The organism is Kribbella sp. NPDC048915, from assembly GCF_040649595.1.
GTDB lineage: Bacteria > Actinomycetota > Actinomycetes > Propionibacteriales > Kribbellaceae > Kribbella.
On record NZ_JBEZFT010000044.1, the window covers coordinates 1 to 13837 of the forward strand.

Below are 13837 nucleotides of genomic sequence, written 5' to 3' on the forward strand. Positions count from 1 at the left end.
GAACCCCCAACACGAGGGGTCAACCCATCCTGTCCCCACGCCCTCGTCACCCCGGCTCTCCCGCACGCAGACGGCGACCGACCACACCCTCCGCCAGATCAGTACTCGTCGGCAAATCAGTACTCGTCGACCGAGAGCGTCGCGAAGGTGATCCCCGCCTTCACCAACCGGTCGCGGAGCGCGGGCCCCATCGCGGCTGCCGTCGTGGTCTGGCCGGCTGTCTCCGGCAGCTCGTCCAGGGCAAGGCACAACGCGCTCTCGGCCAGCATCTTCGCGGTCTCCTCGTACCCGGGATCGCGTCCGGCCACCTCGGTGATCACCTGCCTGCCGCCGCCCCGCCCGACGAAGCGCACGTTGAACCACGACCGCGCGCGCCGTTCGGCGCTCGGACCGGCACCGGGTTTCAACAGCCGCAGCAGAACGTTCCGCAGGGGCCGGATCTGGGCGCTTCCCATCAGCAGGCCCACCCCGGCGACGGCGCCGACCACCGCCGGCAGGTGCTTCATCGCCGCGTAGTGGCCGTACCGAAAGTCCGGACCGTACCTGTCGAGCAGCCGCCCGGAGTACGCGACGATCTGCGGATCGATCGTCGGCAGCGGTACGAGCCAGAAACCTTGCTGCCGATGAATCTTCTTGACCAGCGGCCGCGCGCTGCGATCCTGCGGGCGCGGCTCGGCGGCGTACCGGTCGCGATGCGCCTCGAGGTTCTGCCGCGGGCGGGACAGCGCCGTGATCGCGGTGTGAAAGGTCCCGCCGGACGGGCGACCGCCGGCGCGCAGCAGCCCGTCGACCTCGATCGGGACGTTTCGCGGCAAGTGCTCGACGGTGTACTGCACGCCGAGGTCGTACGGGATCGAGTCGAAGCCGCACGCGTGGATGATCCGCGCACCGGTCTGCGTCGCACGCTCGTGGTGGCGCACGTACATCCGATGCAGGAACTCCGGCTCACCGGTCAGATCGACGTACGCCGTACCGGCGTCGGCGCAGGCCGCCACGAGCGGCTCGCCGTACTCGACGTACGGGCCGACCGTGGTGGCCACGACCTTCGTCGACTCGGCCAGCGCGCGCATCGACACCGGGTCCGTGACGTCGGCGTACACCATGTCCTGGCCGAACTGCTCCAGCTTCGACTTGTTGCGTCCGGCAACGGCCCAGCGCAGGCCGTCCGGTGCGTGCGCGCGCAGGTACTCCGCGGTGAGCGCGCCGGTGAACCCGCTCGCTCCCAGCAGGACGACGTCGTACCGGCGGCTCATCGGTCAGCCGCCCTCGCCGCGTCGGCGAGACCGCCGGCCCCGGCCGCACGGGAGGATTCGGTCGCGCCGCGGGCCTGGACATCGGCGAGCGCGGCCGTGTCGGCCTTCGGCACACTGAACCGCGAACCGGCCTCGACCACGTGCGGGATCAGCCAGCGGAACACCTTCAGTACGCCGATCCAGCCCGGGACGTGAACAGTGCGCGACCGCTTCCGGATGCCGTCGACGAACTTGTCCACGGCGAACTCCAGCGGGTACGTCTTGCTCGCCAGCGGGATCCCGGTTCGCACCTTGCCGAACACCGGGTGTGTGTCGACGCCGCGCACCATGTCGGTGTCGACGAATGTCATGTGCGCGACGCCGACCCGGACGCCGAGATGCTTCAGCTCCACCCGCAGAGTGTTCCCCATCGCCTCCACGCCGGCCTTGGAGACGTTGTACGACGCAAGGCCCGGGATGTGCACGATCGCGGCCAGCGACGAAACGAGCAGCAGGTAACCCTTGCTCTCCAGCAGATACGGCAGCGCCAGGTGAACGGTCCGCCAGACACCGAGCAGGTCGACGTCGACGACGCGTTCCCAGACCTTCGGATCCATGCTGCGGGTGAATCCGGGCGCCGCGATACCCGCGTTGGCGATCACGACGTCGATCCGGCCGTACCGCTCGGCGATCGCGTCGACCGCTGTCCGCAACGAGTCGGTGTCGGTGACGTCCGCTTCCCACCAGCCGGCGTCCGGGCCGCAGTCCCGGGCCACCTTCGCGAGCTCGTCCGGCTCCAGACCGACCAGCGCCAGTTTCGCGCCGTCCTGCGCCAGCTTCCGGGCGACGGCGGCGCCGATCCCCCGGGACGCGCCGGTGATGAGCACGACCTGACCGGCCAACGGACGCATCGGGACCTCCAGCTTGTTGAGTGGATACTCAACAGTAAGTGCTTGTTGATCGAATACTCAATAGACTGGCCGGGTGAGCCAGCTCTCCGGTGCCCGGTTGCGGCCCGACCAACGCCGCGCGCAGATCCTCCAGGCCGCGCGCCGGGTGCTGCTCGCCGACCCGCACCGCGAGCTCACGGTCGAGCTCGTCGCCGCGGAGGCCGGCGTCTCCCCCGCGCTGCTGTTCCACTACTTCGGTTCGAAGAAGAAGTTCCAGTACGCCGTGATCGAGGAAGCGGCCGCCGAGGTGATGCTGCGGACCGCGCCGGACCCGACGCTGCCACCGGACGAGCAGCTCCGCTCGGGCATCCGCGCTTTCGTCCGTGCTGTCCTGGAGGCGCCGCAGCTGTACCGGGCGACGCTGCTGATGTCGGCCGCGGGCGATCCGGAGATTCGCGCACTGCACTCCGAGCTGCGCCAGGTCTTCAGCCGGTGGGTCATCGACGCGGTCGCCCAGCGTGGTGTCGAGATCACCCCCGTCGTCGAGCTCGCCTGTCACGGCTGGCAGGGTTACGTCGAACAGACCCTGCTGGTGTGGATCGACGATCCGGTCGTCTCGCCGGAGGCCCTCGAGCGCCTCTGCGAGCAATCGCTGGACGCGATCCTCACGACGACCTCCGAGAGAGCAGAATGAACAAGTTCTTCCTGACGGTCCACATCCTCGCGGCCATCCTGTGCGTCGGCCCGGTGACCGTGGCGGCCAGCATGTTCCCGCCGATCGCGCGCCGCACGCTGCAGTCCGGCGCCCCGGACGCGGGCGGTCTTCAGGTCCTGCACCGGATCACCCGGGTGTACGCGTGGGCGAGCCTCGCCGTACCGCTGTTCGGCTTCGCGGTCGCCGGCGGCCGTGGGGTGATGGATGAGGCCTGGCTGATCAGCTCGATCGTGCTGACATTGGTCGCCGCACTGGTGCTGGCGTTCCTGGTGGTGCCCGCGCAGTCCGCCGTACTCGCGGCCGTCGGGCAGCCGGAGGAGGTCCGCACCAAGGTGTTCTCGAAGGCGAAGCTGCTGTCGATGACGAGCGGGATCTTCGGCCTGCTCTGGCTGGTCGTGCTGGTGCTGATGGTCGTCAAGCCCGGGCACACCAGAGGGTAGGGTTTCGGCCGTGCTGACGGTTGCCACGGTGAACGTGAACGGAATCAGGGCCGCCTTCCGGCGTGGGATGGCGCCGTGGCTGGAGAGCACGGACCCCGACCTGTTGCTGATGCAGGAGGTCCGTGCCTCCGACGAGGTACTGCGCGAACTCCTCGGCAGCGACTGGAACATCGCGCACGCCGAGCCCACGATCGACGGTCACAAAGGCCGGGCCGGCGTCGCGGTGGCGAGCCGGCGCCCGATCAAGGGCGAACGCGGCGAGATCGGTCCCGCGCGCTTCGCCGGCACCGGCCGCTGGGTCGAGGCCGACGTCGTACTGGACGACGGGTCGACCCTCACGGCCGTCAGCACGTACGTGTTCACCGGCGAGTTCGAGACGCCGCCGCGGCAGGAGGAGAAGTACGCGTTCCTGGACGCGATCACCGCGCGGCTGGCCGAACTGCGCGCCGACGGCCGCCACGTGCTGATCTGCGGCGACTTCAACATCGCGCACCGCGAGGTCGACCTGAAGGCCTGGAAGGCGAACCGGAAGAAGAGCGGATTCCTGCCCGAGGAGCGAGCCTGGCTCGACCGGCTGTTCGCGTCCGGCTGGGTCGATCTCGGTCGCCGCTTCGGCGGTGACGGCCCCGGCCCGTACTCCTGGTGGTCCTGGCGCGGCAAGGCCTTCGACAACGACGCCGGCTGGCGCATCGACTACCAAATCGCCTCCCCCGAGCTGGCCGCGTCGGCGACCGGGTGCTCGATCCACCGCGCCCCGTCGTACGCCGAACGCTGGAGCGACCACGCGCCGGTGGTCGCGACGTACGACCGCTAGCTCGTGCTGTCGGCTGCCGCGGGTAGTCTCGCGGCATGTCCGAGCTGAACTCTTCCCCCACTCCGCCGATCGCCGCCAAGAAGCCGGTCGAGCGCACCCATCACGGCGACACGTTCGTCGACGACTACGAGTGGTTGCGGGACAAGGCCGATGAGGAGGTGCTGGCGTACCTCCGGGCCGAGAACGCCTACACCGAGGCCCGCACCGCGCACCTGGAATCGTTGCGCGAGGCAATCTTCAAGGAGATCTCGGACCGCACCCTGCAGACCGATCTGAGCGTCCCGGCGCGGCGCGGTGGGTACTGGTACTACTCCCGCACGATCGAGGGCAAGCAGTACTCGCTGCACTGCCGCGTCGAGGTGGACGGCGACCAGCCGCCCGCGACCGACGGCGAGATCGCCGGCGAGGAGGTCATGCTCGACGGCAACGAGGTGGCCGGCGACTCCGAGGTCTTCTCGCTGGGCACCGTCGACGTCTCCCCCGACGGCCGCCTGCTGGCGTACTCGGTCGACCTCAAGGGCGACGAGCGCTTCACACTGCGGATCAAGGACCTGAAGACCGGCGAGCTGCTCCCCGACGAGCTGCCCGACGTGCACTACGGCTCGGCCTGGTCCGCCGACGGCTCGACGATCTTCTACACCAAGGTCGACGACGCCTGGCGTCCGTACCAGGTCTGGCGGCACACGCTCGGCGCGAACGAGGACGTGCTGGTGATGGAGGAGCCGGACGAGCGGTTCTGGATCGGCGTCGACCTGACCCGCAACGAGCAGGCGATCATGATCGCGCTCGGCAGCAAGCTCACCAGCGAGGTCTGGCTGCTCGACGCCGACGACCCGACCGGTGCGCCGGTCGTGGTCGCGCCCCGCCGCGAGGGCGTCGAGTACGACGTCGAGCACGCGGGCGACCAGCTGCTGATCACGCACAACGCCGACGCCGCCAACTTCTCGCTGGCCTCCGCGCCGCTCGACGCGCCCGGTGAGTGGACCACGATCATCGAGGGCGACGAGACCAGCCGGCTGCTCGGCACCGACGCATTCGCCGAGCACGTCATCCTCTACCGGCGCCGCAACGCGCTCACCGAACTGGCGATCATGCGCCGGACGGCTGACGGCTTCGGCGCGCCTGAGGTGCTGGAGTTCGACGAGCCGATCTACACGGTCTCCCCCGGCCGCAACGACGAATGGCACGACACCCGGTACCGCTTCGGCTACACCTCGCTGGTCACGCCGGGGTCGACGTACGACGTGGACATCGCGACCGGCGAGCGGCGCCTGCTCAAGCAACAGCCGGTGCTCGGCGGCGTCGACCTCGGCGCCTACACGCAGTACCGCGAATGGGCGACCGCTCCGGACGGTACGAAGGTCCCGATCTCGATGGTCGCGCGCAAGGACGTCGCCAAGGACGGGAACGCGCCGGTCGTGCTGTACGGGTACGGCTCGTACGAGACCTCGGTCGACCCGTGGTTCTCGATCCCGCGGCTGTCGCTGCTCGACCGCGGCGTGGTGTTCGCGATCGCGCATGTCCGCGGCGGCGGTGAGCTCGGCCGGCACTGGTACGACAACGGCAAGATGCTGACCAAGAAGAACACCTTCACCGACTTCGTCGCAGCCGCTGAGCATCTGGTCACGGCCGGCTGGACCAGACCGGAGCGGATCGTCGCGCAGGGCGGCAGCGCCGGTGGGCTGCTGATGGGCGCGGTCGCCAACCTGGCCCCGCAGGCGTTCGGCGGAATCGTCGCCGAGGTGCCGTTCGTGGACGCGCTGACCACGATTCTCGATCCGTCACTGCCGCTCACCGTGATCGAGTGGGAGGAATGGGGTAATCCGCTCGAAGACCCCGAGGTCTACGAGTACATGAAGTCTTACTCGCCGTACGAAAACGTCACCGAACAGCACTATCCGCGCATCCTCGCGATCACCAGCCTGAACGACACCCGGGTGTTCTTCGTGGAGCCGGCGAAGTGGGTGGCGAAACTCCGGGCCACCGCCGCCGGCGAACCCGACATCTTGCTGAAGACCGAGATGGACGCCGGTCACGGTGGCCGCAGCGGCCGCTACGACGCGTGGCGCGAGGTCGCGTTCACGCTGGCCTGGGAGCTGGACACCCTCGGCCTGAGCTGAAATTCGCGGGAATTTCCGGGCCCGGACATGTGTTGTGCAACACATCCGGGGCACCGGAACGCCTGATTTCTGTACGGATTCTCAGGTTGCATCCGGGTGCGTTACCGACAAAAGGACGGTGCCGCCCCGGGACACCGGTTTCCACGGCAGATCCGCTGCCGGGAACTCTCAGGGAACGTTCAGGGTGTTTACACCCTGGTACCGGAATCTTGAACCCTACTCGAGCGTTGCTCTCGATGTAACGACGAAGGGAGTTTCGGTGGCTCGCACGGCTCGTGTCCGGAGCACGGACGACGGAATCGACGGCAAGGACAGCGTCGGTCTCTACCTGGAAGAGATCGCGCGGACTCCTTTGCTGACGGCTGAGGAAGAGGTCGAGCTCGCTGAGACGGTCGAGGCTGGACTCCTGGCGGAGCAGCTGCTGGCCGAGGGGCGAGTTGGACGGAAGAAGGGCGGAGCGCCCAAATATGCGACGCAGGAGGAGCTGGAGTGGCTGGCCGAGGAAGGCCGGCGCGCACAGCAGCGGTTCGTGACCGCCAACCTCCGGCTCGTGGTGTCGATCGCCCGCCGGTACGGGCGGTCCCAGATGCCGCTGCTGGACCTGGTCCAGGAGGGCAACACCGGACTGATCCGCGCGGTGGAGAAGTTCGACTACCGGAAGGGTTTCAAGTTCTCGACGTACGCGACCTGGTGGGTGCGGCAGGCCATCACCCGCGGTATCGCGCAGCAGGCCCGAGTGGTCCGGCTGCCGGTGCACGTGGTGGAGCAGCTGAACCAGATCGGGTCCGCGCGGCGCACGCTGGAGCGCAAGCTCGGGCGGGAGCCGGAGATCGACGAGATCGCGGCCGAGCTGAACCTGGACGAGGAGCGGGTCACCGAACTGATCCGCATCGGCCGGGACCACATCAGCCTGAACAGCCCGGTGGACGACGAGGGTGAGACCTCGCTGGGCGACCTGATCGCGGCCGAGACCGCGCCGGGTCCGGACCAGCTGGTCGCCGACGCGTCCGACCGCTCGGGTCTGTTCAGCCTGGTCGACCAGCTCGACCCGCGGTCCGCGGACGTCATCCGGCGCCGCTACGGCCTGCACGACGGCCGCCAGGCCAAGCTGGCCGACATCGGCGCCGTGCACGGCATCTCGGCGGAGCGCGTCCGCCAGATCGAGCGCGAGGCGCTGGGCCGGCTGCGCCTGCTGGCGGACCCGACGCTGGCCGCGTAACACACCGACCGAAACCCCTCCTGACCCCCGAGCCACGATCTGGCTCGGGGGTCATCGGGTTTCTACGGGCGGATTTCCTACTTGGTCAGCTCGATCCAGGACTCGACCGGCAGGTGGTCGCTCGGGAACTGGCCGTCCTTGCTGAAGGTGTCGATGGTCGCCTTCTGCACCCGCAGCCCCGGCGTGGTCAGGATCCAGTCGATCCGGTCACCGTTCGGCGTCAGCGGCTTGTAGCCGTGGAACGTCGCGTACAGCGCGCTACGGCGCTCGGCCGTCAGCCAACTGTCGGCGTACTTCCCGCTCGTCACGAGCTTGTCGTACACCGTCACGCCGGGCTTGCCGGCCTCGTTGAAGTCGCCGGTCATGAGCACCGGCAGGGCCGGGTCGAAGGCCGCATTGCGCTGCAGGATCAGATCCGCGGACTTGGACCGCGCGGTCGCGTCGAACGCCTCGAGATGCGTGTTGACCGCGTAGAACTGCTGCGACGTCGCCTTGTCCAGGAACCGCACCCACGTGACCATCCGCGGGCAGCAACCGCCCCAGGTTTGCGAACCGACCACGTCCGGGGTGTCCGACAGCCAGTAATGGTCGTACTCGAGCGGCTGCAGCCGGCGCCGGTCGAAGAAGATCATCATGAACTCGCCCTTGCTGCCGCCTTCCCGGCCGAGGCCGATCGAGTCGTACGCCGGGCCGAGGTCCGCAGCGATGTCCTGCAGCTGGGGATACAGCCCCTCCTGGGTGCCGATCAGGTCCGGGCGAGCCTTGCGCAGCTGTTCGCGCATCACCGGGCGGCGCTCGGCCCAGCTGTTCGGCGGGGTGTCGCTCGCGTAGCGCAGGTTGTACGACATCACGTGCAGCGGCTTGGTCGCCGTACCGCTTGCGGCGACTGTGGTGGTCGCCTGGTCGGTGGCCGGGGCGGCCTGGGACACCCCGCTGGTGATGGTCAGGCCGGCTGCGGCCGCCGCGACGAGCGCGGCGAACCGACGGCGCGTGGTCAACATGTCAGAAACCTCCAGGGGCGGAATGCATGGAGGTTGGACGTTAACCAGGTCCGGTGAACGGTCGCCAGCCGAAGCGCGTCGCCCGCGCTGACGTCAGGCTGCCGCTTCGTTCCAGGTGTCGATCAGCAAGGGCAGCTCGGACAGCCGCTGCACCGTCGCGTCCGGTGTCCCCTCGGTGTGCCCGATCTGTTCCCGCGGGATCGCGCTGTGCGGCAGGTGGGCCGCACGCATACCGACGTTCTGTGCGCCCCAGACGTCGTCGAACAGCCGGTCACCGACGAACAGGCAGCGCGCCGGATCGGACACTCCGACCGCGCGCATCGCGGCCAGGAACGCCTCCGGGTGCGGCTTGGTGTGCGGGATCTCGCTCGTGTACACGGCACCGTCGAGCAACTCGAGTACGCCGTCGCGCGCGAAGACCTCCTCGTGACGGCGGCGCGGCCACAGGGTGTTGGACAGCACGCCGACCTTCAGGCCACGGGCGCGCAGCGCCTCCAGGGTCTCGATCGCGTCAGGCTCGAGCTCGGTGTGCGGGTCCCACTGGCGCTCGTACTCCGCCAAGGCCGCCGGGGTCATCACCACCCCCGCCAGCGAACACACCTCCTCAAGGGTCGCGCTGCGGTGCTCGTCGCGGGAGCGTCGCCACACGACGCCTTCCGCCGCGACCAGCCGGGCCGCCAGCTCGTCGGCGGTGCCGGCGTTTTCGGGGTCGAGCAGCGCGGTCACGGCCCGCCAGGTGTCGTACAGGGAAATCTCGTGCCAGGTGGCCAGCGTGCCGCCCCAGTCGAACAGGACGGCTTCGATCTTCGCGTTCATCACGCGGCACAGCCTGCCAGAGGCGTCCGACAGTTCTCGCCTGCTTTTCAGCTCAGGCGGGCGATCTCGCGGCGGCGGGCGAGCCAGCTGACCGCGACCGCGTAGAAGACCAGGCATGGCAGGTCGGCGAGGAACAGCGTCCACGGCGCGTCACCCTGGACGTCCCACTGGTCGCCCCGACCCATTGCCGCCGGCAACAGAAAGGCGATCAGGTTGTTCAGCACGTGCAGCGCGATCGCAGCCTCCAGTCCCCCGGTCCGGACGGTCAGCCAACCGACCGTCACCGCGAACAGGAAGATGTCGGCCATCGCCCAGCTGGTGTAGCCGTGCGCCGAGACGAAGACGGCACTGCTGACGACGATGCCCGGCCACGGCGAGCGGAACAGGATCCGCAACCACCGGGCCCGGCCGTTCGGGTCGTCCGGTCCGTACGCGCCCACGGCCTGCAGCAGCCAGCCGCGGAACACGAACTCCTCCGCCGCCGACTGGAACGGCACCAGCAACACGATCACCAGGGCCGGTACGACGAACGCGCCCCAGCCGATCCACTCGCCCTCGGTCGTCCCGATCGCATCCTGGGCCGGGAACAGCGTGTCGACCACGATCCCGGTGACGACCGACAGCCCGATGTAGCCCAGCGCCGGCAGGCAGCACCAGAGCAACCAGCGCCACCGGATCCGATTCAGCACCGAGGCGACGCTCCAGAACGGCCGGCGTTGCACCAGCCACGCGGCCAGACCCACGAACGGGGTCAGCACGGCGAGCATGACCAGGGTCAGCGCGAGATTCTCGGTGTCGTTCGGGAAGAGGTCGACACCGCTCGGCTCCGGGAACGGTCCGGCGATCAGGCGGTGCGCAATCGACCAGGCGATCACCACCGCGGCGGTCCCGCAGAACGCGAGAGCACCGAGCAGCAGCGTGCCGAGGAGCGGACGCCACCAGGTGTGCTTCGGCGTACGACCCAGCCGGTGGTACGGCGTACCCGGCGGTGCCGGAACGATGCGCGGCTCGCGGTAGTAGGGCGGGTAGGTGCCGTACTGCTGCGGGTACGGCGGCGGGTAGGGCCCTGGGTACTGCTGCCCCGGGTACGGCTGAGGCGGGTACTGCGGTGGATACGGCTGACCCTGCGGCGGCGGGTACTGCTGCGGGTAGGGCCGGCCGTGCGGGGGCGGCGGTTGGGTGGGCGGACCGTACCGGCCGGGTGAGGGCGGCGGTGACGCGGGCTGTCCCGGCTGGGAGTATGGGCCTGGCGGCGGAGTCGGCCCGGGCTGTTGCGGGTCCATGTCTGGACTGTAGAAGATCGGGCCAACCGGGACGGGAGGAAACACGGTGGGGACTGAATCGATGCCGGAGACCAGGCAGACGACGAGTGCGTTGCCACAATCCGTGCTGATGCCGTTGAGCGGTTCGGCGATCTTCCTGGTGGTGCGGGTGCGGCCCGGCGGCGAGGCGCGGACGCGGGACCTGCTGGAGCGGCTGAGTGGTCTGGTCCGCTCCGTCGGGTTCCGGGTGCCGAGCGGCAACCTGTCCTGCGTCGCCAGCATCGGGTCGGACGTGTGGGACCGGCTGTTCACCGGTCCGCGGCCGGCCGAGCTGCACCCGTTCGTCGAGGTAAAGGGTCCGACGCACCACGCGCCGTCGACCCCCGGCGACCTGCTCTTCCACATCCGCGCGGCCCACCAGGACCAGTGCTTCGAGCTGGCCGGCCAGATCATGAACATCCTGGACGGCGCCGCGACGGTCGTGGACGAGGTGCACGGCTTCAAGTACTTCGAGATGCGCGACCTGCTCGGCTTCGTGGACGGTACCGAGAACCCGTCCGGCGCCGAGGCCCGTGCGGCGGTGCTGGTCGGTGACGAGGATCCGGGCTTCCGCGGCGGCAGCTACGTCATCGTGCAGAAGTACCTGCACGACCTGAAGGCGTGGAACGCGCTGACCGTCGAGCAGCAGGAGCTCGCGGTCGGGCGGACCAAGCTGGACGACATCGAACTCGACGACGATCGCAAGCCGGGCAACGCCCACATCGTCCTCAACGTGATCGAGGACGAGGACGGCAACGAGCTGCAGATCCTCCGCGACAACATGCCGTTCGGCCGGGTCGGCACGCAGGAGTTCGGCACCTACTTCATCGGGTACGCGAAGTCCCCCGCGGTGACCGAGTTGATGCTGCGCCGGATGTTCGTCGGCGTACCCGAGGGGAACCACGACCGGCTGCTGGACTTCTCCACCGCGGTCACCGGCTGCCTGTTCTTCACGCCGCCGGCGTCGTTCCTCGACGATCTGCCGCCGGCCCCCTGACGCGGTCTGCTCGCCGAGCGGCAACCGCAATTGTGTCGGTGGCATAGGCCAGACTGGAAAGCATGTTGCTCACCGAGGTGGTCCAGACGTCGGCCGCGCTGGCCGGGACCAGGTCGCGGCTGAAGAAGGCCGAGTTCATCGCCGACGTGCTGGCCAAGGCCACCGAGCCGGACGAGATCGCGATCGTGGTGACGTACCTGTCCGGCGAGCTGCGCCAGCGGCGGACCGGGGTCGGCTGGCGGACGCTGATGGACGCCCCGGAGCCGGCCGCGACGCCGTCGCTGACGGTCGAGGAGGTCGACGCGGCCTTCGCGGAGCTCGCGGAGATGTCCGGCGCCGGTGTGCAAGCTCGCCGTCGGGCGGCGGTCGATGCGCTGTTCGGGAGGGCGACCGCCGACGAGCAGCAGTTCCTTCGCCTGCTCGTCGGCGGCGAGCTCCGGCAGGGCGCGCTCGACGGCGTGATGGCCGACGCGGTCGCCCGCGCCACGGGCATCCCGCTCGCGAAGATCCGGGCCGCGACGATGCTGCGCGGGGCAACGGCTCCGGTCGCGGTCGCCGTACTCACCGAGGGCGAGGCAGGCCTTGCGCAGTTCGGCCTCGAGGTCGGGCGTGGCGTGCAGCCGATGCTGGCGCAGTCGGCGACCGGTGTCACGGAGGCATTCGAGAAGACCGGCACGCCGGCCGCGCTCGAATGGAAGCTCGACGGCATCCGGATCCAGGCGCACCGCAACGGTGACGACGTCGTCGTCTACACGCGGACGCTGGACGACATCACCTACCGGGTCCCCGAAGTGGTGGACGCCGTGCGGGCGCTCGACGCACGGCAGGTCGTGCTCGACGGCGAGCTGATCGCGTTGCGAGCCGACGGGCGACCGGAGCCGTTCCAGGTGACCGGGTCGCGGACGGCGACGCGTGCCGCGACCGGGCCCGAGTCCGTGCCGCTGACGCCGTACTTCTTCGACATTCTGCATCAGGACGGCCAGGACCTGCTGGGCCTCGACGGGGCGACGCGGCACGAGTGGCTGGCGAAGCTGGTGCCCGAGGAGCGGCGGATCCCCCGGCTGGTGACCGAGGACGCCGCCGAGGGGCAAGCGTTCTTCACCGAGGCAGTACGGCGCGGTCATGAGGGCGTCGTGGTGAAGTCGTTGACAGCGCCGTACGAGGCGGGTCGTCGCGGCGCCGGCTGGGTCAAGGTCAAGCAGACCCACACCCTCGACCTGCTCGTGCTCGCGGCCGAGTGGGGTCACGGGCGGCGCACCGGCTGGCTGTCGAACCTGCATCTCGGCGCGCGCGACGAAGAGACCGGCGAGTTCGTGATGCTCGGCAAGACGTTCAAGGGGCTGACAGACGACCTGCTGCGCTGGCAGACGGAGCGGTTCCAGCAGCTCGCTGTACGGCAGGACGACTTCGCCGTCTACCTGCGTCCGGAGGTGGTGGTCGAGATCGCGTTCGACGGTGTGCAGACCTCGCCGCGGTATCCGGCCGGGATGGCGCTGCGGTTCGCGCGGGTGCTGCGCTACCGGGAGGACAAGGCGCCCACCGAGGTGGATACGGTGCAGACCGTCCGGGAGATCCATCTGGGCCCCGGCTCCGAGCCAACGGAAGTGAGTGCTACTGATGACTGAGGATCCCGATGTCGTGACGCGGCGGATCGCGCGCGCATCGCTCGACCGCGCCGACGCGACAGGCTGGTTCGAAGACCTGTACGCCGCGGCGGCCGAGGGCACCGCGGTGGTGCCGTGGGACCGCGGCACGGCGAATCCGCTGCTGCAGGAGTGGGTGACCGAGTCCGCCCCGGACGGCACGGACAAGACGGCCCTCATCGTCGGCGCGGGTACCGGCTGGGACGCGGAGCTCATCGCCGACCGCGGGTACGACACGACTGCCTTCGACATCTCCCCCACCGCGATCGAGACCGCCCGCCGCAACCACCCGGACACGAAGGCGCACTACCGCGTCGCCGACCTGCTCGCGCCGCCGCCCGAGTGGCACCGGGCGTTCGATTTGGTCGTGGAGATCTACACCGTCCAGGCCCTGCCCATCAACCTTCAGCCCGAGGCCGTCGACCGGATCCGGGACTTCGTGGCACCGGGAGGCACCCTGCTGGTGATCGCCGCCGCCCGGCCTGTGGACCAGCCCGATGAAGCCGTCGAGGGCCCACCGTGGCCGCTGACCCGCGCCACGATCGACTCGTTCGCGACGTCCGGCCTCCGCCAGATCCAGATCGCCCGCGTCCCCAATCCCACCGGGCCGTCCCTGCACCGCTGGCGCGCCGAGTACCTCCGCACCTGA

General features: G+C 69.5%; 13 protein-coding genes. 8 read left to right on the forward strand and 5 right to left on the reverse strand.

The window, feature by feature from the left end; genetic code table 11:
• Nucleotides 1-116: 116 nt before the first annotated feature.
• Entirely contained in the window at nt 117-1253 is a 1137-nt protein-coding gene (locus tag AB0B82_RS21755) for a saccharopine dehydrogenase NADP-binding domain-containing protein (RefSeq protein ID WP_360171257.1), read from the reverse strand.
• The gene (locus tag AB0B82_RS21760; protein ID WP_360171260.1) at nt 1250-2143 is read right to left on the reverse strand and encodes an SDR family oxidoreductase; all 894 of its coding nucleotides are present in this window, start codon (nt 2141-2143) and stop codon (nt 1250-1252) included. Before AB0B82_RS21760 ends, AB0B82_RS21755 begins: the two co-directional genes overlap by 4 nt.
• Before the next feature lie 73 nt (nt 2144-2216).
• On the opposite strand from AB0B82_RS21760, the gene AB0B82_RS21765 reads away from it, so the two are divergent.
• The 5 genes from AB0B82_RS21765 (at nt 2217) to AB0B82_RS21785 (ending at nt 7430) form a co-directional block, all read left to right on the forward strand.
• On the forward strand, nt 2217-2816 hold the full coding sequence (locus AB0B82_RS21765) for a TetR/AcrR family transcriptional regulator (RefSeq protein ID WP_360171263.1): 600 nt from the start codon (nt 2217-2219) through the stop codon (nt 2814-2816).
• Nucleotides 2813-3277: a DUF2269 family protein gene (locus AB0B82_RS21770; RefSeq protein WP_360171266.1), complete on the forward strand. Its 465-nt coding sequence runs from the start codon at nt 2813-2815 to the stop codon at nt 3275-3277. The genes AB0B82_RS21765 and AB0B82_RS21770 overlap by 4 nt, the downstream gene beginning before the upstream one ends.
• A 10-nt stretch (nt 3278-3287) precedes the next feature.
• Nucleotides 3288-4091, forward strand: coding sequence for an exodeoxyribonuclease III (gene xth, locus AB0B82_RS21775; RefSeq protein WP_360171269.1), 804 nt, complete (start codon nt 3288-3290; stop codon nt 4089-4091).
• A gap of 35 nt (nt 4092-4126) precedes the next feature.
• Nucleotides 4127-6211 (forward strand): S9 family peptidase, encoded by a 2085-nt coding sequence (locus AB0B82_RS21780; protein ID WP_360171272.1) that lies wholly within the window; start codon nt 4127-4129, stop codon nt 6209-6211.
• A 259-nt stretch (nt 6212-6470) separates the two neighbouring features.
• The gene (locus AB0B82_RS21785) at nt 6471-7430 is read left to right on the forward strand and encodes a sigma-70 family RNA polymerase sigma factor (protein ID WP_360171275.1); all 960 of its coding nucleotides are present in this window, start codon (nt 6471-6473) and stop codon (nt 7428-7430) included.
• Between the two features lie 77 nt (nt 7431-7507).
• Here AB0B82_RS21785 and AB0B82_RS21790 read toward each other — a convergent pair whose 3' ends face one another.
• From AB0B82_RS21790 to AB0B82_RS21800, 3 genes are all read right to left on the reverse strand, one after another.
• Nucleotides 7508-8431, reverse strand: coding sequence for an endonuclease/exonuclease/phosphatase family protein (locus AB0B82_RS21790; protein WP_360171278.1), 924 nt, complete (start codon nt 8429-8431; stop codon nt 7508-7510).
• Between the two features lie 93 nt (nt 8432-8524).
• On the reverse strand, nt 8525-9247 hold the full coding sequence (locus tag AB0B82_RS21795) for an HAD family hydrolase (protein WP_360171281.1): 723 nt from the start codon (nt 9245-9247) through the stop codon (nt 8525-8527).
• A 47-nt stretch (nt 9248-9294) separates the two neighbouring features.
• A complete protein-coding gene (locus tag AB0B82_RS21800; RefSeq protein WP_360171284.1) occupies nt 9295-10530 on the reverse strand; it encodes a CPBP family intramembrane glutamic endopeptidase in 1236 nt (411 codons plus the stop codon).
• Between the two features lie 46 nt (nt 10531-10576).
• Between AB0B82_RS21800 and AB0B82_RS21805 the strand changes: the two genes are divergently transcribed.
• The 3 genes from AB0B82_RS21805 to AB0B82_RS21815 all read left to right on the forward strand — a co-directional run bounded on the left by AB0B82_RS21805 (nt 10577) and on the right by AB0B82_RS21815 (nt 13837).
• Nucleotides 10577-11545: a Dyp-type peroxidase gene (locus AB0B82_RS21805; RefSeq protein WP_360171287.1), complete on the forward strand. Its 969-nt coding sequence runs from the start codon at nt 10577-10579 to the stop codon at nt 11543-11545.
• 62 nt (nt 11546-11607) lie between these two features.
• Nucleotides 11608-13170: an ATP-dependent DNA ligase gene (locus AB0B82_RS21810; RefSeq protein WP_360171290.1), complete on the forward strand. Its 1563-nt coding sequence runs from the start codon at nt 11608-11610 to the stop codon at nt 13168-13170.
• Complete coding sequence (locus AB0B82_RS21815; RefSeq protein WP_360171293.1) at nt 13163-13837, forward strand: class I SAM-dependent methyltransferase; 675 nt, start codon at nt 13163-13165, stop codon at nt 13835-13837. Before AB0B82_RS21810 ends, AB0B82_RS21815 begins: the two co-directional genes overlap by 8 nt.

Excerpts from the sequence above, each read along its gene's own strand:
- AB0B82_RS21755 (WP_360171257.1), bottom strand. The coding sequence starts at position 1,253 with ATGAGCCGCCGGTACGACGTCGTCCTGCTGGGAGCGAGCGGGTTCACC.
- AB0B82_RS21760 (WP_360171260.1), bottom strand. The coding sequence starts at position 2,143 with ATGCGTCCGTTGGCCGGTCAGGTCGTGCTCATCACCGGCGCGTCCCGG.
- AB0B82_RS21770 (WP_360171266.1), top strand. The coding sequence starts at position 2,813 with ATGAACAAGTTCTTCCTGACGGTCCACATCCTCGCGGCCATCCTGTGC.
- AB0B82_RS21780 (WP_360171272.1), top strand. The coding sequence starts at position 4,127 with ATGTCCGAGCTGAACTCTTCCCCCACTCCGCCGATCGCCGCCAAGAAG.
- AB0B82_RS21790 (WP_360171278.1), bottom strand. The coding sequence starts at position 8,431 with ATGTTGACCACGCGCCGTCGGTTCGCCGCGCTCGTCGCGGCGGCCGCA.
- AB0B82_RS21795 (WP_360171281.1), bottom strand. The coding sequence starts at position 9,247 with ATGAACGCGAAGATCGAAGCCGTCCTGTTCGACTGGGGCGGCACGCTG.
- AB0B82_RS21800 (WP_360171284.1), bottom strand. The coding sequence starts at position 10,530 with ATGGACCCGCAACAGCCCGGGCCGACTCCGCCGCCAGGCCCATACTCC.
- AB0B82_RS21810 (WP_360171290.1), top strand. The coding sequence starts at position 11,608 with ATGTTGCTCACCGAGGTGGTCCAGACGTCGGCCGCGCTGGCCGGGACC.
- AB0B82_RS21815 (WP_360171293.1), top strand. The coding sequence starts at position 13,163 with ATGACTGAGGATCCCGATGTCGTGACGCGGCGGATCGCGCGCGCATCG.